This is a genomic window from Hamadaea flava (assembly GCF_024172085.1).
Lineage (GTDB): Bacteria > Actinomycetota > Actinomycetes > Mycobacteriales > Micromonosporaceae > Hamadaea > Hamadaea flava.
Genome location: NZ_JAMZDZ010000001.1, coordinates 2586505 through 2604457 on the forward strand (window position 1 = coordinate 2586505; position 17953 = coordinate 2604457).

General features: G+C 66.8%; 15 protein-coding genes, 1 tRNA gene and 1 pseudogene. 8 read left to right on the top strand and 9 right to left on the bottom strand.

The genetic code is table 11. The features are described from left to right. Window positions 1-198: 198 nt before the first annotated feature. Entirely contained in the window at window positions 199-4491 is a 4293-nt protein-coding gene (locus HDA40_RS41450; RefSeq protein WP_308197696.1) for a S8 family serine peptidase, read from the bottom strand. Between the two features lie 1987 nt (window positions 4492-6478). Between HDA40_RS41450 and HDA40_RS12055 the strand changes: the two genes are divergently transcribed. After that, entirely contained in the window at window positions 6479-7540 is a 1062-nt protein-coding gene (locus HDA40_RS12055; RefSeq protein WP_308197697.1) for an acyltransferase family protein, read from the top strand. A gap of 33 nt (window positions 7541-7573) precedes the next feature. On the opposite strand, the gene HDA40_RS12060 is transcribed toward HDA40_RS12055, so the two are convergent. Continuing rightward, on the bottom strand, window positions 7574-8317 hold the full coding sequence (locus HDA40_RS12060) for a DUF6928 family protein (protein ID WP_253755027.1): 744 nt from the start codon (window positions 8315-8317) through the stop codon (window positions 7574-7576). A gap of 91 nt (window positions 8318-8408) precedes the next feature. Continuing rightward, window positions 8409-8486 (bottom strand) — tRNA-OTHER (locus HDA40_RS12065). Between the two features lie 168 nt (window positions 8487-8654). On the opposite strand from HDA40_RS12065, the gene HDA40_RS12070 reads away from it, so the two are divergent. Together HDA40_RS12070 and HDA40_RS12075 are read left to right on the top strand one after the other, a co-directional pair. After that, on the top strand, window positions 8655-9155 hold the full coding sequence (locus HDA40_RS12070; protein ID WP_253755029.1) for a hypothetical protein: 501 nt from the start codon (window positions 8655-8657) through the stop codon (window positions 9153-9155). Between the two features lie 71 nt (window positions 9156-9226). Beyond that, window positions 9227-10057, top strand: a complete 831-nt coding sequence (locus HDA40_RS12075) for a hypothetical protein (protein WP_253755032.1) — start codon at window positions 9227-9229, stop codon at window positions 10055-10057. Between the two features lie 195 nt (window positions 10058-10252). Here HDA40_RS12075 and HDA40_RS12080 read toward each other — a convergent pair whose 3' ends face one another. From HDA40_RS12080 to HDA40_RS12100, 5 genes are all read right to left on the bottom strand, one after another. Next, complete coding sequence (locus HDA40_RS12080) at window positions 10253-10660, bottom strand: (R)-mandelonitrile lyase (protein ID WP_253755034.1); 408 nt, start codon at window positions 10658-10660, stop codon at window positions 10253-10255. Between the two features lie 19 nt (window positions 10661-10679). After that, entirely contained in the window at window positions 10680-11702 is a 1023-nt protein-coding gene (locus HDA40_RS12085) for a zinc-dependent alcohol dehydrogenase family protein (protein ID WP_253755036.1), read from the bottom strand. A 67-nt stretch (window positions 11703-11769) separates the two neighbouring features. Further along, on the bottom strand, window positions 11770-12063 hold the full coding sequence (locus HDA40_RS12090; protein WP_253755038.1) for a carboxymuconolactone decarboxylase family protein: 294 nt from the start codon (window positions 12061-12063) through the stop codon (window positions 11770-11772). A 106-nt stretch (window positions 12064-12169) separates the two neighbouring features. Continuing rightward, a complete protein-coding gene (locus HDA40_RS12095) occupies window positions 12170-12664 on the bottom strand; it encodes a cyclophilin-like fold protein (protein ID WP_253755040.1) in 495 nt (164 codons plus the stop codon). A gap of 113 nt (window positions 12665-12777) precedes the next feature. Continuing rightward, window positions 12778-13545, bottom strand: coding sequence for an SDR family NAD(P)-dependent oxidoreductase (locus HDA40_RS12100; RefSeq protein WP_253755043.1), 768 nt, complete (start codon window positions 13543-13545; stop codon window positions 12778-12780). 193 nt (window positions 13546-13738) lie between these two features. Here HDA40_RS12100 and HDA40_RS12105 point away from each other — a divergent pair, with 193 nt between their 5' ends. After that, on the top strand, window positions 13739-14659 hold the full coding sequence (locus HDA40_RS12105; RefSeq protein WP_253755045.1) for a helix-turn-helix transcriptional regulator: 921 nt from the start codon (window positions 13739-13741) through the stop codon (window positions 14657-14659). 76 nt (window positions 14660-14735) lie between these two features. On the opposite strand, the gene HDA40_RS12110 is transcribed toward HDA40_RS12105, so the two are convergent. Beyond that, entirely contained in the window at window positions 14736-15407 is a 672-nt protein-coding gene (locus HDA40_RS12110; RefSeq protein WP_253755047.1) for a TetR/AcrR family transcriptional regulator, read from the bottom strand. 99 nt (window positions 15408-15506) lie between these two features. On the opposite strand from HDA40_RS12110, the gene HDA40_RS12115 reads away from it, so the two are divergent. From HDA40_RS12115 to HDA40_RS12125, 4 genes and pseudogenes are all read left to right on the top strand, one after another. Next, window positions 15507-16427 carry an NADP-dependent oxidoreductase gene (locus HDA40_RS12115; RefSeq protein WP_253755049.1) on the top strand — a complete coding sequence of 307 codons (921 nt, stop codon included), beginning with the start codon at window positions 15507-15509 and terminating at the stop codon, window positions 16425-16427. 42 nt (window positions 16428-16469) lie between these two features. Beyond that, entirely contained in the window at window positions 16470-16841 is a 372-nt protein-coding gene (locus HDA40_RS12120) for a DoxX family protein (protein ID WP_253755051.1), read from the top strand. Window positions 16842-16848: 7 nt separating this feature from the next. Continuing rightward, a pseudogene (locus HDA40_RS42530) lies at window positions 16849-17331 on the top strand (NAD(P)-dependent oxidoreductase); the annotation flags it as partial. Between the two features lie 170 nt (window positions 17332-17501). Further along, window positions 17502-17885, top strand: coding sequence for an LLM class flavin-dependent oxidoreductase (locus tag HDA40_RS12125; protein ID WP_253755053.1), 384 nt, complete (start codon window positions 17502-17504; stop codon window positions 17883-17885). Window positions 17886-17953: the final 68 nt, after the last annotated feature.

The following is a 17953-nucleotide window of genomic DNA, read 5'->3' on the forward strand; positions in this document are numbered from 1 at the left end:
GGATCGAGTCTCCCCGAGGCCGTCGTCCACTCAGGTCTTAATCTGCCGCCACGCCACGGCCTAATGGCCGGCTGCCACGTAGCTTTGGTGGTCACCACGCCCAGGCCGCAGTGCCGCGATCCGCCGGGTGTGGTCGCGATCGCAACTACACCCGGCGGATCAGACTTCCTTACCGACTGTCCGGACGGGACGGTCGGCTCACAACGTGCCGCACTGGCCGACCCGCGGCCCGCTGACGGTATTCGCCACCCCGCTGTTCACCGGTGGCGGCTCGTTGCCCACGCATCGCAATATCCCGACGATCTGGTTGCCGGACACCACGCTCGGATCATCGCCGGTCCGGTTGCCGATCAGGCTGACCGGGCCGACCACCCGCACTCCGCTGACCAGGACCGTACCGGTGGTGCCGGTGATCGAAAGCGGGCCCTCAATCTGGCTACGGGTCAACTCCACCACCGTGGCACCCGTTGCGGTCACCGGCCCGACGACGCTGGCCTCGAGCGCGTACAGCCCGGCGCCCTTCTCGACCCTCATCGGCCCGATCACCTTGGCGCCCTGAGCCAGACATGTCACCCCGGCGCTGACCGTCAACGCGCCGCTGTGCTCGCCGCTGATCACCTGGGCGCAGGTCTGATCCGTGACCTCAAGCGTCACCGGCAACGTCACCAGCCCGTTGTTCGGGTCATCGTTGCTGACACAGAGTTGCGCCCGGTATATACCAGCGGCCAGCCCGGTGCTGTCCAGGGAGACTGTCACCTCGCTGGACTTGCCGGCGCCGGTGCCGTCCGAGGCACGGTCCACCGACAGCCACGGCACCTCGTCAGGTGTGACGCACGGTTGCAGATCCGGCAGCTGGACGTGGGTGATGAACCGGGCCGTCCCCTTGTTGTTCTTCACCGAGACCAGCTGGTTGGCCCGGTTGATCTCCTCGACGCCCCGCGAGCTGGTGACCAGGAAGTTGCCGTTGCCGAGCTGGTAGACGCCCTGATAACCGGTGCCCTTCGCAGGTGCGTAGGTGCCGATCAGTTTTCCGGTGGAATCCATCTCATAGACCCCTGCGGGGCCGCCGCTGCCGTAGTTCGCGGCGAGCACGTTGCCGTTGGGCAGCTCCACCATCTGGCCGGGCCAGCTGATCCCGTTGACGAAGCGGGGGTTGGCTCGGGATCCGTCCTTGCTGAAGCTGTGGATGGCGTCGCTGTCGCTGGCTGAGATCAACATGTCGTTCTCGCGGAACAGGATGCCCCATGGACCCTTCATACCGTCGGCGCCGGGGGCGACGAAGGTACCCAGGTACTTACCGTCGGCATCGAATTCGACCACCGACTGGGCGTTTGCCTGCGCGGCGACCGTCACCAGCACGGTGCCACGCGGAGAGAGTGCAATACCCCGCGTGTTGGCCATGATCCTAGGGTCGTACGCCCCGGCGGACGGGGCGAAGACACGGCGGAAAGTGCCGTCCAGGCTGTACTCGGTGACCACTCCGTTTATCTGGTCGGACATGAGGAACCCGCTGCCGTCCGGTTTGGCCACGATATGGAACGGCGTGTACAAGGTGCTAGTCGGATCGAACGAGACATGCGGGATGAACTGTGGATCGATGAGGTTTCCCGTCTGCGGGTCGAACGCCATCACCCCGCGCGTACTGCTGCCCGAGTTGGGAATCAGCAGCACACCGTTACGCAGGAGCCGGACCCGCTCGTCGTCTGGTCCCGCTTCCGGGTCGTCGACCCGCCAGTCCAGCACTCCGTGGCCGGTGTTGCGGACCGTGAAGCTCTGTTTGGTGATCAACCCGGCCGGCTGCCGAGAGGAGAGCGACTTCTGCGCCACCGCGATCCGCGGTACCGGTATGACGGTCAGCGTCAGCGAGATCCTCGTGTTCGGCTCGTCCTGGTCATTGCTGGCCAGACAGAGGTCAGCCTGGAACACGCCACCGTCATCCAGGCCGGTCGAATCGAGCGTGATCTCGATGTTCTGATCGGTGAACGGGGCCAGGTCGCCCTGTGCTGGGGTCACTTTCGCCCAAGACGGCCAGGAGCAGCCGGTGCCCTCCCCCGTGGCCCGCCAGGTCAGCGGGGCGCCGCCAGCGTTGCTCACCTTGACGGTGTGGCGCTCGTTCTGCGCGACATCCATGCTGCTGCTCAGCGCGGCCTGATCCACGGTCAGATCCGGAACGGCGGGCAGCACGGCGATCGGGAAGTGGGCCGCGGCGACCGCCGGCCCGTCCCCGCCGTGCCGGGCATCGGTCGTCAACTCGATCGAACCGAAGAGCCACTTGTCCCGGGGGGTGCCGGTGACGTCCAGGGCGATGGTCAGGGCCTGGCTGGCTCCGGGCGCCAAAGTGAACTGCGTCGGCGTGACGCTGATCCGTACCCCGGTAGGCGCCTTGGTCGCTACCTGCCAGGTCGCGGTCACTCCGGCCACGCTGGACACGGTACGGGTGAAGGTGCAGACCTTGAGGCAGTGGTGCTCGACGACGGCCGGCAGATTCAGGGTCTGGGGATCGCCACCGGTCTCGGGGTCGGCCGCGATGAAGTTCGCGGCCGTCTCATCCAGCACCAGTCCGGCCCGGGCGGCCTGGTCCAGGTTGATCCGGCCGGAGCCGACGTCGAACGGGTCGGCCAGGGTGACCCCGTCCTCCTTCCGTACGCCGTCCCGATCGGCGGTGACCGCCAGCGCGGAGCGGATCCGGGTCGGCGACCAGTCCGGGTGTAGGGCCGCCAGCAGCGCACCTGCCCCGGCCACGTGGGGCGAGGCCATGGATGTGCCCTGCATGAAGGCGTACTGGACCGGGTTGGTGGCCGTCGCCATCGTGGCGGCAAGGATGTTGCGACCAGGGGCGGCGAAGCTGGGGGCGAGCAGATCGAACTGGCTGGGTCCGCGGGAGCTGAAGTCGGAAACCAAGTCGGTCCACTTCGGATTGCGTATCACCTCACTGCCGGTGCCCACGTGCACCTCGACTGGAGCGTTGATGGTGGCCAGGTGCTCACGCAGCCGTAGCCCGTCCGCCAGAGCGACCATCACCGCAGGGATCTTGCTGCCTTTCAGCTCGCCCATCGTGATGGGCGGGCCGGCGAACTGGTTGTGCACGATCACGCCGGTCGCGCCGGCGGCGGCGGCGTTGGCGACTTTGACGGAGAAGTTGCAACCTCCCCGGGTGATCAGCGCGACCTTGGCACTGAATGCGCCGGCCGGGAAGGTCTCACAACCCAACTCGTTGCCAGGCTCGGCGGTGCCCGAATACCGGAGTTCACCGTCGATGGGCGGGATCGGTGAGCCGTCGCCGATCACAGCGGGAATGCCGGTGAGCGACGGCGGCACCGGTCCCGGCGCGGTCACATCGAGCCGATGGGCGATGACCCGCTCTTGGTCTACCGAGGCAACGGAGGCGTTCCACGGCGCGGTCTTCGCCACCGTCTCCGCGCCCGGTCCCTCGTTGCCCGCGGAGGCGGCGATGAAGATGCCGGCCGCGTACGCCTCGAGGAATGCCTGGTCGACGAGGTCGTTCCACGGGTTGTCCGACCCGGAGATCGAATAGTTGAGGACGTCGACCCCGTCGGCGATCGCCTGGTCCACGGCGGCGATCGACGCCGACGAGAGGCAGCCGATGCTCAGGCAGACCTTGTAGGCGATGATGTTGGCTCGGGGCGCCACCCCGGAGACTGTGAGGGTGTGCGAGTCGGTGCCAACCTTGATGGTGGCCTGGTGCCTGTTGCCGGCGGCGGTCGAGGCGGTATGGCTGCCGTGGCCGTTGTCGTCGCGAGGGTCGGTACCCACAAACGACCAGGCGCCGATCAGCTTGTCGTTGCAGATCGCCCGGTAGTTCGGGTGGTTCGGAGCGCAGACGCCGACGTAGTTGCCCGTGCCCATGGGGTTGGTGTGCCGGTAGCCGTCACCGTCTACCGCGGCGAACGACGGGTGGTCGGGGTTGATGCCGGTGTCCAGCACGCCGACGATGACGCCCTCACCGCGGGTAGCGACCTCGTCGGGAGTCCGGCCCTCCCAGACGGCCGGCGACTGGATCTGCGTATTGCTGGTGTCGGTGGTCAGCTTCAGGGTCTGGTCGGGTACGACCGCCGCGACCCCCGGCAGGTCGGCCAACCGAGCAGCCTCTGCCGCGCTGGCCTCGATCGCCAGTCCATTGACCACGTTCTGATACCTGTGGGCAACCCGCACGGACCGGCCCAGGCTCGCCGCGATCTCATCCACCACTGTGTCCTGCTGCCGAGCCAATTCCTTGAGATAGGAGGCGCTGGCGGTCGACCGGGTATTGATCTTTTTACGGGAAGCCGCACCGGTCTTGGTGACCGCCGCCAGCGACGGCTTGTCCAGCCGCAACAGCCAAAGCCCGCTCTCGGGTTGCGGCAACCGGGCGGGCGCCGGTGTGCCGGGTGTCTGCTGGCCGCCTGGCTGCGACGTACGGGCAGGTGCCGCAGCTGCGGGCACGCTCAACGTGCTGAGCAGCAGCGTCCCCGCCGCCAGCGCCGCGACCACGCGGCCCGGCGCCTTCCAGGAAAGAAAGTTCCGACGAAATAGGGGTGGTGCCACCGTGAGCTCCTCACTATGCGGCGCAATACTCATGTCTCGCTGCTGTGGCGAAGCAGCGTGTGCTCCGTGCGGCGCGCTTGATCATGCAACCTAAAATGCTCAGACAGGTTGGGGCAACGAATTGGGCGTCATCGGTTGAACAGATCGGGCTAGTTGATCGGGCCTTGTGGAGGTACGCGGACAGCTCCGGTGGCGGATGGACCCACAATGGGCTGCCCAAGCACTGCGGCAGATGCAGCTGAACGGGGCGGCGACCTACCTCATCAGCATGGCTACTCTCCTCGGCCGCCTGATGGAGAAGCCACGGTTGGCATGGTCGACAATCTGCCGATGCCCGCCCATTGGACTGCCGCCCAGATCACCAGCCACCTTCACCGGGTGGTCCTGGCCGCACACGGGTTTACCCGATCGGGACAGCGATGCGAGCGTTCCGACGGCGGCCTGTACCGCCGGCTGAGCGTGCACACCCGTGCTTCAGCCTTGCGGCCGCAGCTCCAGCTGGTTGCCTGGGTCGGCATCGCCCGACTACCCGCCCCGATGTCGGGCCACCTCTACGACGGACTCGGCGGAACCCCCACAACACAACCCGCAACTGGTCGCCAGCGCGGTCGAGCGTCAGTTCGGCCCACCGCAGCCGCTTTCCTTGCGCCTCGCTGATGAAGTGACGCATTTGAGTACGTGCGGAAGGCGCCGGACTCGTCATGCGTCACCAGGCGGACTGTCGCATCACCGTCAACCTCGATGAGCGGTACGCGATCGGGATGCGGTTACGTTGCGCGGCAGCTGCCCCGCCGCGTGATTGCTTCGTCCACCACACCCGGACATGCTGCACAATGATGCCTGGGCTCATGATCAGGCTCGATCTGGTCGGTGGTGAAAGCCCGCCGGGGTGAAGGTGATCGCCTCGTCGGACCGGAGGTCGCCGATGCGCGTACCGACGTACTGCACACTCACCGCGGACTCTCCAAACCCGTTGCCCGGACACGAGTCGGCCATTCGACGATGCCACGATGGTGCGCGGCAGTTCGAGCCGTCATCGGAAGACCGGGACCGCGAACCGAAGGCGAACTTTGTCGGCCGTGCTCCAGCGGAATGCCGGACATCCGACGTCGCTGGGTCTGGTGAGCGGTCGCCTCGCTCGATTAGCACCGCCGCAGTGCAGGCCGCGATCAACCGGGGACCGTTATCGGCCATCGCGGTGGCCAATCAGGACACTGCGCATCTGATTCTCGGCGTGCGCGGTTAGCGACCTGCTCAGCCTCGTGCCCGCTCCCGGAAAGATCACGCCGCGGTGCCTCGAAGAGGTTATCTTCGAGCCAGGTGCTCCCGCAGCTTCCGTTTTTGGAAGGATCCACCTCGACCAGCGTCCTGCCGGCATTTATCGATCGCCTCATCGTAACGATCCGCCATCTGAAGGTTGTATGCGTATGCCACCGACTGCCACAGGTAGCCGATGTGATTTCCGGCCCGGTCGCTCAGTTTGGTATGCCTCGCGGTAGGCCCGCAATGCGTCGTCGAGCCTGCCCAAGTTTCGCCAGGCCATTGCGGCGAACTGCATTGCCAGCCCCTGCGCCTGGGGTTGCCGACCTCTTCGGCCAACCGGTACCCCTCCGTCGCCACTTCGGCGGATTCACTGGCCTGGCCACCGCACGACATCAGCGCCCACGCGTAGTTGTTGATGTGCCCCACCAGCTGCCACCGGTCGGGCAGGGCCGCCGCCGTACTGGACAACCTCAACACCGCGACCCAGCCCACGGCCCGTCACCGGTGCTCGCGATCCGAGCCGCGCTGTAGTGACAGTTCCGTTCATGGTGGCTTGCACGTCGCCATCGGCACCCGCGTGGACTGGCGAACGTTGTTTCTAGGTTTTCGACTCAAGTCGGGTTCGATGGGTTCAAGCCGCCGATGGTACCTGTCTTGCTAAGGTCGGCTTGTGCGCCACCAGGGTTACCATCCTGGATTGGATGGCGTCCGTGCCGTGGCGATTCTCCTGGTCCTCGGCCAGCACGCCCCGACTAGGCCGCTCATTGATGGCTTCGTCGGTGTGACCGTGTTCTTTTGCCTGTCGGGGTATCTCATCACCACCCTACTGGTCCGGGAACTCCATACCGGCAGCATCGACGTGCGCGCGTTTTATCGCCGACGCGCGGCGCGCCTCGGCCCGGGATTGGTGACGGTCGTAGCGGCGACGGTCGCGGTGCTGCTCATGGGCCGACTAATAGGTCGACAAGACCTCAGTTTGGAGCAGATTTTTGCGCCCGCCGGCGCAGCGCTTGTATATGGAACAAACCTCTTTGACTGGACCGGCCACCCATTCGCCACTAAGGACTACTTCAACTACACATGGTCGCTCTCGGTCGAAGAGCAGTTCTACTTGCTGTGGCCGTTCGCACTTCTCTGGGGCTATCGTCGCAATCCTCGGCTGTTCGCCGCCCTCACCGCGTCGTTCATCGGGGTCACCCTGGCGCTTGACCTCTACCTCGGCCTGAGCCGAGAGGTGAAATATGATCCGCATGAGTATTTTGGGAGCGATACAAATGCGCTGCCCATCCTGGTCGGTTCATTGCTTGCGATTGTTGTGCACAACGATTGGCTGTCCCGGACGTTTCGGTATCTTGCTCCATGTGCACTGCCGGCCGTGGTCCTCCTGCCCGTCCTGGCATATCGGAACGACACGTGTCGTAGCGCTCTTGTGACCGTCGCGGGGACCGGGCTGACGTTCGTGTTGTTGATCGGTGTCGTGACGCGGCCACGATCGGCCGTTGGGTCACTGCTGGCAAGCGGCCCAATGCAGTGGCTGGGCGAGCGGTCGTATTCGATCTATCTCTGGAATGTCCTGGCGCAAATCGCGATGCTATCTACGCTCGGACATACGGTGGTCGCTGATATCGCCTGGATTGCCATGTTCGTCGTGCTGGCCGAGGCGAGCTTCCGGTTTGTTGAGCGCCCGCTGCGGGCAAAATTTGCGCGTCGATCTGCCAGGTACGGCCCCTGACTGGCCCAACCAACACCACCGACACATCGTGGGCTAAATCTGCTCGGCGTCGACCTCGTACATCCGGCCGTCGGAACCCATGCGGAAGATCCGCGGCGGCCCCATCGCCTCACGCGCCCTTGCGTAGGCGGCTTCGCGTTCGGCCTGTTCCGCGCCGGAAGGATCGCTGACCCGGAACGCGTGCAGGTGAACGTCATCGGCGTCGACATCATCCCGTCGCGGACGGCCTTCCAGGATGAACCCGAACAGCTCACGCAGCGCATCCTCGCCGAGTTCGAGGGGATGAAACGGCAGCGGATACGGTCCCTCGCTCGGCCAGCCCGGCACTGGTTCCACCGGATGCTCACCGGCCCAGTACGGTCGCTCGAACTCGTACGGCTCGCCGATGTTCTCGATGACACCGCCGTCGGGCGACAGGCTGAGCGAGCGGGTCAGCCGACCGTCTTCCCAGACGGCGAAGCAAAGCCAGTCCACGACCGAGTGCATGCCATGCATGACGATGCGCCTGCCCTTGCCGATCTCCAGAAGGTGGTCGGGCAGCTGCGATGGCCGATCCAGGACCAGACGACGGTCGCAGATCAGCTCCGCACCGGCCAGAACCGTGGCGGTCGCCCCGTCATCGGCCGGGTACACGCCGTCGCCAAGGGTGCTGTCGCCATCGGCCTCTATCAGGTATCCGGGGTGTACCTGACGCACGAACTCCTCGACCTCGGAGCGATCAGCCCGCGTGGCACCCAGCAAAGCTGGACGGATGTCGCCGTCGACGAACGCCAGCATCGCGGTCTTCGCACCCAACATGCCCTCCCGGTCGCCGGCCGCTAGCCGAACGTCGACTGCACCGCGGCCGCGTTCCCGCGGCCGGACGTGATCTGCCCGGCCGGATTCGAACCGACGTCTCGCATCCCCGAAGGGAGTGCGCAATCCTAGGCCGCTAGACGACAGGCAGGACAAGAACCGTACTTGATCTCACTTCGTCTGACGAGAAGGTTTGCCGGGGCCGACGCCCGCTCGACCTGAGGTCTGAATAGACACGACCGCACCAGGCGTCGCGTCGGCGCATGCGGCTAGAGCCGGCTCCTCGGCGAGCTCTATGGGCCACGCCTTACACTCCGCGATGCCGATCTTCGAGGATGCTGACCGGGGCACCCATCCCGAAGACCTGATGGTGCTGCAGCAGGGCCACGTGCATTTCGTCAGGCATCCGTGGGCGCTGGACCGCCTCCGCCAGGACCTCGAAACGCTTGGGTACGACTTCGCCGTTGCCGACCTCGGCGATTGCGAGCATGCCGACGACGTACGCGACGCGGTCATCGCCGCAGTACCCGGCTGGCCGCGTGGTTACAGTGCACGCAACTGGATGGCATTCTCCGATGGGCTCACCGACTGCCTGCTGGACGCCGATCATCCCCAGCGCGTGCTGATACTCGACCACTTCGGCCGCTACTACGCCGACCACCAAGACGATGCCATGGTCCTGCTGGACGAGCTTGCTGGCGTCGGACGGTGGCACCTGCTGTTCGGACGCCGGCTGATCGTCCTGCTCGTCTCCGACGACCCCGAGCTGCAACTCGACCCGGTCGGCGCCGAGCACGTCGGTTGGAACCGTCACGAATGACTTCAGGTTCACCGCGAGGGCAAACGCATACCGCCATGGATCGCATCCGAGACGGCCGCCGGATGACAAGCATGATCGATTGGCTTGCCGACGTCTGGTCACGGGCAACCTCCGTAGACGTCGTCGAAGGCGGCGAAGAAGCCGGTCCGATCGACGAGCGCGCCCTTCTGGCCGACATCCGCGATCCAACCGTCCTGGCCGAGCTGCGTTCGGCGACCACGACAGGATCGTTCACCGGTGACATCTGCCGATGCCACGGCAGCCGCACCCTGGTACTTCGCGACGGTGAGGTGACCGCCTGCGCGAGTATGCACGGCTGTGACACCGTCAGCTGGGAGCGCCGACGCTTTCGCGACGACCTGATCGTCGCCCCCTGCGAAATTGCATCTTCTGCTGCCGCCCAGGTCGTTCCCGGCCAGATCGTCCAGTTCTACGGGCAACTGACCGACCTGCTGCAGCTACAGGAAGCGCGCCCGCAGTTCCGACCGGCGGGCAAGAAGGCATTGCGCCATCTGGCCGACCGTAACGTCCCTGAGGTTCTGCGACCCGTGCTCGCCTCGATCGCCGGACAGCAAGCCGGCGAACTGCCCGCCGAACAGGTGGGCAACCTTCGCCAACTGCTGGCTAGTAGTGACCCATCCCCCACGCACCGGGCGACGCAGCTCCTTGATTGGCTCGGACGACTCCCCGTACCAGCCGAGGCGTTGTGGGGTGAGGGAGTCCTCGTCCGTCAGCTACTGGTCGGCATCGCCCCGCACGACATCGCAACCGCAGCCGACAACCATCGAACCGGGCACATCGCCATGGGGATCATCAACCTCGTCCAGCACAACGGTGACGACGGCACCTTTACCAGCTCGATCGTCCCGACCCTCCGAGAACTGTTCAGCGAGCCTCGTTAAGGCGGCGCAGCCCAGGGCATCGACGCGTTGATCAATCCACGCGCATGTCCGGCGGCTGAGGCATGATCGCAGGCATGGCCCCAATTCTATGGGAATGCCCAAATCTTGACGAATCCGCATTGCCCCTGACCTGCGGTGATGCGGGTTCGTTATTACATCGACCCCTCGTGTAGTGGTCGGCGCGTAACGCTCTAGCTACGTCCGGTCCGCTAGCCGGTACTGATCATCGGCGACGGGCTCGAGCCAGGTGGTGGGGTCGCTGCCGTCAGGGTTGGCTTCGAGCATGGCCAGGTGGCTCATGAAGGTGTCGGCGGCGGCACCGTGCCAGTGTTCCTCGCCGGGCGGGCAGACCACGGTGTCTCCCGCGCGCACGCGCAGCACGCGGCCGTCGCGAGTGCCGACCAGCCCGATGCCGTCGGTGACATGCAACGTCTGGCCCACGGCATGGGAGTGCCAATTGGTATGCGCGCCGGGTGTGAACCGTACGAGTGCGACGGTCATCCGCGACGGTGCAGTGCCGCTGTAGATCGGTGTCAGGTAGACGTCGCCGGTGAAGTTCTGTGCTGGTGCCTTTGCGGTGGCAGCGACGGGTTTGAGTTCCACGGTGTGCTCCGTATTCGTCTCAGGGGCGCAGCAGGGCTTTGACGGCGCGGCGTTCGTCCATCGCTCGATAGCCCTCGGCGGCCTGGTCGAGTGGCAGAGTGAGGTCGAAGACGTTGCCCGGGTCGATCGCATGGCTGGTGATCAGGTCGACGAGTTCGGGCAGGAACCGGCGTACCGGGGCGGGTCCGCCGTGCAGATGCACGTGCGAGTAGAACATCTCCTCGCCGGGCAGCTGAACGCCGTGGGCGACACCGACGTAGCCGACGTGCCCGCCGGGCCGGGTCGAGCGGATGGCTTGCAGCATCGACTCCTGGGTGCCGACCGCCTCGATGACCGAGTGCGCTCCGAGCCCGTTGGTGAGGTCCTTGATCCGGGCCACTCCGTCGTCGCCGCGTTCGGTGACGATGTCGGTCGCGCCGTATTCGAGGGCGAGCTTCTGGCGATCGGCGTGCCGGCTCATCGCGATGATCCGCCCGGCTCCGAGGTGCTTGGCGGCGAGCACGGCGAGCAAGCCGACTGCTCCGTCACCGACGACGGCGACGGTCTTGCCCGGCTGGACGTCGGCGGCGACTGCGCCGAACCAGCCGGTGCCCAGCACATCCGAAGCGGCTAGCAGGCCCGGGACGACGTCCTCGGACGGCTGCTCAGGTGTGGCCACCAGGGTGCCGTCGGCGAGCGGTACGCGCAGGTACTCCGCCTGCGCGCCGAGCGGGCCGATCCATTCGCGGTGTAGGCACGAGGTCTGGTATCCAGCCCGGCAGATCTCGCAGGTGTTGTCCGACGCGGCGAACGAGCCGACGACGAATTGGCCCTGCCGGATCGTGGTGACCTGGCTGCCGACTTCTTCAACGACGCCGACGTACTCGTGTCCCATCGGAGTGGGACCAGTCACGGGTTCGATGCCGCGATAGGGCCACAGATCAGACCCGCATACGCAGGCAGCGGCAATGCGGATGATCGCGTCGGTAGGTTGTTCGATGCGGGGGTCGTCACGGGTTTCCACCCGCACGTCGCCCGGGGCGTACAACATGGTGCCACGCATGCTCGAAGATCCTTCTAGTAGTGGTGAAACAGTTCGGACGCTCGTCGAACAGGTCGGCGGCCGGTTGTCAGTCGGCCGTGGCGAAGACCTGCTTGGCTACTGCCATCGCGGACACGGCTTTCGGCCATCCGGCGTAGAACGCGAGGTGGGTGATGGCCTCGATGAGCTGGGCTTCGGTGAGGCCGTTCTGCTTGGCGTACGCGAGGTGGAAGGTGAGCTGTTCGGTGTTGCCGCCGGTAAGCAGGGCGGCGACCGTGATCAGGCTGCGGTCACGGGCTGCCAGCCCGGGACGCTCCCACACTTCGCCGAACAACACCTCGTCGGTGTAGTGCACGAGCGCGGGAGCGAAGTCTCCAAACATTCCTCGCGCTCCTGGAGTCACGGTGTCGTCAGCCATGCCGGATCAGTCCTCTCTGCGCGGTGTCCTGTCGCGTCACGTGGCGTACACGAAAGGCCCCAGTTCGTGGTCACCTGATCGCCTCCACGGTGACCGGTCCATGCTCGAGCCGGTTCAGCTGGTCCAGCCCGGTCTCGACGGTGCCGAGTGGGATGAGGTTGGCGTCGTGCCCGCCGGCGGCGCGGTAATAGAAGCCGAGGTTGCCCCACGGCTTGTAGTAGATGAGGGTGCCGTTGGCCGGGGCGCTTCCCGCTGAGCCGTCGGTCGCCAGACGTCGCGGCAGGTAGCTGATCTTCTCCCGCCCGGCGAATTCCTCGAAGGTCAACGTCAGCGGAAGCTGCGCGACGAGGTCGCGGCTCGTCGGATTGTCCGCAAGCTGCACCACGATGCTGGCCTCGCCGGTGGTGAACCGTATCCGTGCCGCGCTCATCGTTGCTCCCGCAGATGTCTGGGCCTGGGCCGCTGCCATGGATGGCGCGGCAGCGGGCTGTTTCGTCTGGGCGTCGCACCCTGCCAACCCCGTCAGCAGGACGACGGCCAGGGCTACGACGACGCGAATGTTCATGCTGATCGTCTCCGAGCTGTCGGGTGGTTCGATCGTTGTTCGGCATCTGCGCCTGTGGCGTCCCGGCTGGCCAGTACGCTGGACGTCCGACGCTGACACGGTCGAGCTGACGCTCAACGGGCGGTGTAGCCGCCGTCGACGGGCAGCGCGACACCGACCACGAAACTCGCGCCGGGGCTGCATAGCCACAGAACTGCGGCGGCGATCTCCTCCGGCTCGCCGAGCCGGTTGATGGGCTGGTTCGCCACCGCCTCCGCCAAGTCCAGCTCACCCTTGTCGATCATGTCGGTGACCATCGGGGTCGCGATCGTGCCGGGGCAGACCGCGTTGATCCGGATGCCGCGCGGTGCGTACTCCAGTGCGGCGCTGCTGGTCAAGCCGAGGACGCCGTGCTTGGACGCGTGGTACGCGGCCCGGCCGGGCAGCCCGACCAAGCCGCCGAGTGAGGAGCAGTTGACGATCGCGCCGCTGCCTTGGGTACGCATCTGCGCCAGCTCGTGTTTCATGCTCGCCCACACCCCGCGCAGGTTGATCGCGTTGACCCGGTCGAACACCTCGGCCGGTTCGTCGGCGGCGTCGCTGGGCGGAACCTGGATACCGGCGTCGTTGAACGCCATGTCCAGCCGGCCGAACTGCTTGACCGTCGCCGTGACCGCGGCGGCGACGCTGTCCTCGTCGGCCACGTCACATCGCACCCCGAGCACCGGGGAGCCCAGAGCAAGCAGCTCCTCCGTGGCGGCGGCCACGGTGGCCTCGTTGATGTCGGCCAGCGCGACGGCGGCACCGGACTGTGCGAACGCGCGGGCGGTCGACAGGCCCATGCCGGAACTGGCACCGGTGACGAAGGCGACTTTACCGGAGAAATCGTACGTCGGGTTCATCAAGGCACAGCCCTTCGGATCCTCAATAGCGACGGCCCGCGTCGCACAGTCCGCCACCATGCGGGCTTGTGCGGCTCATCGGCGCGGCCACCAACCCAGCAAACCCCATCGGGCCGGGGCCGGGGAGTCACCATCGAAACGTGTACTGACAGAGCACCCCAGCACACGGCCTTGCCGCCGTACCGTCGATGACATGGACAACCGCGCCGAAGTCCGCGACTTCCTCGTCTCCCGACGCGCCAGGATCACCCCGCAGCAGGCCGGTATACCCGACATCGGCCCCCGTCGCGTACCCGGTCTACGGCGCGGCGAAGTCGCCACCCTCGCCGGGGTGAGCATCGAGTACTACTCCAAACTCGAACGAGGCGCGATCGCCGGCGTGTCCGCCTCCGTCCTCGACGCCCTCGCCCGCGCCCTGCAGCTCGACGACGCCGAACGCACACACCTGTTCCACCTGGCCCACGCCGCCGACGGCACCAGCGCGGGCATGCGACCGCGCCGCCGCCCAGCGAAACGATGGACGCCCCGGCCGAGCCTGCAGTGGGTGCTCGACCGGTTCACCGCTCCGGCCATCGTGCGCAACGGCCGGATGGACCTGCTTGCGGCCAACCATCTCGGCCGCGCCATGCATGCCTCGATCTACGACACCGCTTCCACCGAGGACTGCCCGAACTTCGCCCGGTTCACGTTCTTGCACCTGGACGCCGCACGAGACTTCTATCCCGACTGGGACCTTGCCGCTGACACGTGCGCCGCCATCCTGCATACCGAGGCCGGGCGGGACCCCCACGACAAAGACCTGCACGACCTCGTCGGCGAGCTGTCCACACGCAGCGAAGCCTTCCGGCAACGCTGGAGCGCCCACAACGTCAGGGCCCACGGCGCCGGGACCAAGCACTTCCACCACCGCGACGTAGGCGATCTCGAACTCGCCTACGAAAGCGTGGAGCTCGTCTCCGAGCCTGGGCTCACCTTGACCCTCTACGCCGCCGAACCTGCTTCACCTACGGCGCAGGCGCTGGATCTTCTCGCCTCCTGGACCGCCACGCAGATGGGACCTGGAAATCCAGACGTGATCACTAGAGCGGGCTCCGTCGAGCCGCCAACCTGGTAGATGGCACCGCCGCAACATGCACGGCCGGATCTGGTATCCCGGCACGACACGTGGACGTGCGTCGCCAGCTTGGTCGCTACTTCGTGCGCTGGCGTCGGGTAGCGCGCAGCATGGCCTTGTAGACCTGTTGGGGCTTGGGTGGTGACGGCAGGGGCTGGGCCGCAGTGGCAGCACATGCCTGGGTGAGATAGGCGACGACGCGCCGCCACGCATCGGGTGCGGTGTCGGCGGTGGCCGCGAGTACGCCCGCGTTGGCCATGAGGAACAGCGGCAGGTCTTCGGTGACGAAATCGGTACGCAGCTTCCCTGCGGCCTTGGCCCGGTCGACCAGCGTGCTGAAGTCAGCGAAGGCACGGTCGCGGTCGGCCTCGAACTGCTTGGCGGTCGGGAAGGTCATGGTGAGCACGGTGGTGAAGCCGCGGTCGCCGGCCTGCATGGCGCAGATCTTCTCGACGTAGCCGCAGAACCCCGACCACGGGTCGGGGTCTTCCAAGGCTTGCCGGGCCGCCTGCGCGTAGTTGCGCATCTTGTCCTCGAACACCGCAACGATCAGGTCCGTACGGGTCGGGTACCGGCGGTAGAGGGTTCCCACTCCGACTTCGGCCCGCCTGGCGAGGTCTTCCATGGGCACGTCGAGGCCGTGTTCGGTGAACAGTTCGCGGGCCGTGGCGAGGATGCGCTGCCGGTTGCGTTCGGCGTCGACGCGCAGCCCACTGCCGTCGTTCGAGGCTGGTGATGGCGCGGTCATGCAGATCACCCTACCCGAAAGCGGAAGACACCGTCCACTTCCGTGCTACGCTCGACAGGCAGAACGGAAGACACCTTCCACTTTCTTGAGGAGATCATCATGAAGGCCATCGTCACCGCCGAGCAGGGTTCCCAGCCGCAGCTGGCGGAGGTCCCGACGCCGCAACCCGGCCCCGGCGAGGTGCTGGTCAAGGTCCAGGCATCCTCGATCAACGGCTTCGACACCGCCGTGGCCGCCGGATACCTGGCGGGGATGATGGAGCACCGCTACCCGGTCGTGCTGGGCAAGGACTTCGCCGGAACCGTCGAGGCCGTCGGCGACGGCGTGACCCGCTTCACCGTCGGCGACGCCGTTTTCGGTGTGGTGACCAAGCCGTTCCTCGGCGACGGCGGCTTCGGCGAATACGTGACCGTTCCGGTCGAGATCGGCATCGCCGCCCTGCCCGAGGGCGCGGACCCGGTCGCGGCGGGCGCGCTCGGCCTGGCCGGTACGGCAGCCGTCGACGCCCTGACCGCCGTCTCGCCGCAGGCAGGTGAAACCGTGCTGGTCAGCGGCGCGACCGGGGGCGTCGGCGCGATCGTGATCCAGTACGCCGCTGCTGCCGGTGCACGAGTGATCGCCAGCGCCCGCCCCGGCGAGGAGGCCGACTTCGTCCGTGGCCTCGGCGCAGCCGAGACGGTCGACTACACCGGCGACGTGGCCGCGCAGGTACGCCAGATCACCCCCGACGGCGTAGACGCCGTCGTGCACCTGGCTGGTGACGGTGCCGCCCTCGCCGAGCTGCTGACCGACAAGGGCCGCCTCGCCAGCACCCTCGGCCTGGGTGCCGACCAGCATCCGGCCGCCACCGCGATCATGGCCACGCCGTCCGGCGCGACCCTGGACCGGCTCGCCGCCGACCTGGCCGCCGGACGCCTCACCGTGCCGGTCGCACGCGCCTACCCGCTCGCGGAGGTTCCGGCCGCGTTCGGCGACTTCGCCACCGGCACCCTCGGCAAGATCGCCATCACGGTCTCCTGACTACCAACACCTCGACCTCTACTACCGAAAGACCCCTCACCCGTGAACGTGCTCTTGTGGATCGTCCAGATCCTGCTCGCTGCCGCCTTCGTCATGGCCGGCGTCATGAAGTCGACCCAGCCCAAGGAGAAACTCGCCCCGAAACTGCCGTGGACCGAGGACTTCTCCAGCGGCACCGTGAAACTCATCGGCATCGCCGAACTGCTCGGCGGGCTCGGCCTGATCCTGCCCGCCGCCATGGGCATCGCCCCGATCCTCACGCCGATCGCCGCCACCTGCCTGGGCGTCATCATGGTCCTCGCTGCAGCCACGCACATCCGCCGCAAGGAACCGTCGGCGGTCGTGTTCAACCTGGTCCTGTTCGCCCTCGCGGCCGTGGTCGCGTGGGGCAGGTTCGGCCCGTACGGCTGGTGAGACAAGCATGAACGTCACTGTCCTCGGCGGCACCGGCAAGATCGGCCGTCTCGTCGTCGCCCAACTGCTCAACCAAGGCCATCAGGTCGTTGCCCTGGTCCGCAACCCGGGCAAGCTCGCCATCCAGCATCCCGCACTGGCTATCCTCGGCGGCCAGCTGACCGATGTCGACGCGGTCCGCCGGGCCGTCGAGGGCAGTAACGCGGTCATCAGCGCCCTCGGGCCGTCGCTCAAGCCCGGCGCAAAAGGCAGCGAACTGAGCGACGGCACCCACACGGTCGTCGCCGCGATGGGCCTGGCCGGGCTGCGCCGTTTCATCGGCCTGGCCACACCGAGCCTGCCCGACCCGCGCGACCGGCCCACGTTCAAGGCCAAGGTCTTGCCGGTGATGGCCAAGCTCATGTTCCCCCACGCGCTGAGCGAGCTGCGCGCCATGACCGCCGCGGTCACCGATTCGGATCTAGAGTGGACGATCGCCCGGATCACCAACCCGACCCGACAAGCCGTCAGCGGGCACCCTGCGGGCCGGATTCCTCGGCGTCGACAACGTCGGATCGGCAATGTCGCGCACCGACATCGCCGCCTTCCTCGTCGGCCAGCTCACCGACACCACCTACCTGCGGGCCGCGCCCGCGATCAGCAACTAGCGCCGGAAGAACCATGCAAATCGGCATCCTGTCGCTCAGCGACCTGCAAACCAGCCTCGACACCGGCCGACCGGTCACCGCCGCCCAGCGCGTCGCCGACACCATCGACTACGCGATACTCGCCGACCAGCTGGGCCTGGACCTGTTCGCCCTCGGCGAGCACCACACCCTCGACTACGCGGTCTCCTCCCCGGTGGTCGTGCTCGCCGCCGTCGCGGCGCGTACGAACAACATCCGGCTCACCAGCGCAGTCACGGTACTCAGCGTCCTGGACCCGGTCCGCGTGTACCAGGACTTCGCCCAACTCGACCTGATCAGCAACGGCCGCGCCGAGATCATCGCCGGACGCAGCGCCTTGAGGTCGAGCGATGGCGTCGTCATCCCTCATCACCGGTGACCGATCGCCCTGACATCGGCGATAGCGGATGCCCGCCATCTGACGCCGCAACGCAGATCGTGGCCGTG

Coding starts and splice junctions, on each gene's coding strand:
- HDA40_RS12105 (WP_253755045.1), top strand. CDS start 13,739: ATGGACAACCGCGCCGAAGTCCGCGACTTCCTCGTCTCCCGACGCGCC.
- HDA40_RS12060 (WP_253755027.1), bottom strand. CDS start 8,317: ATGCTGGCGTTCGTCGACGGCGACATCCGTCCAGCTTTGCTGGGTGCC.
- HDA40_RS12075 (WP_253755032.1), top strand. CDS start 9,227: ATGATCGATTGGCTTGCCGACGTCTGGTCACGGGCAACCTCCGTAGAC.
- HDA40_RS12110 (WP_253755047.1), bottom strand. CDS start 15,407: ATGACCGCGCCATCACCAGCCTCGAACGACGGCAGTGGGCTGCGCGTC.
- HDA40_RS12070 (WP_253755029.1), top strand. CDS start 8,655: ATGCCGATCTTCGAGGATGCTGACCGGGGCACCCATCCCGAAGACCTG.
- HDA40_RS12090 (WP_253755038.1), bottom strand. CDS start 12,063: ATGTTTGGAGACTTCGCTCCCGCGCTCGTGCACTACACCGACGAGGTG.
- HDA40_RS12095 (WP_253755040.1), bottom strand. CDS start 12,664: ATGAACATTCGCGTCGTCGTAGCCCTGGCCGTCGTCCTGCTGACGGGG.
- HDA40_RS12085 (WP_253755036.1), bottom strand. CDS start 11,702: ATGCGTGGCACCATGTTGTACGCCCCGGGCGACGTGCGGGTGGAAACC.
- HDA40_RS12115 (WP_253755049.1), top strand. CDS start 15,507: ATGAAGGCCATCGTCACCGCCGAGCAGGGTTCCCAGCCGCAGCTGGCG.
- HDA40_RS12125 (WP_253755053.1), top strand. CDS start 17,502: ATGCAAATCGGCATCCTGTCGCTCAGCGACCTGCAAACCAGCCTCGAC.
- HDA40_RS12100 (WP_253755043.1), bottom strand. CDS start 13,545: ATGAACCCGACGTACGATTTCTCCGGTAAAGTCGCCTTCGTCACCGGT.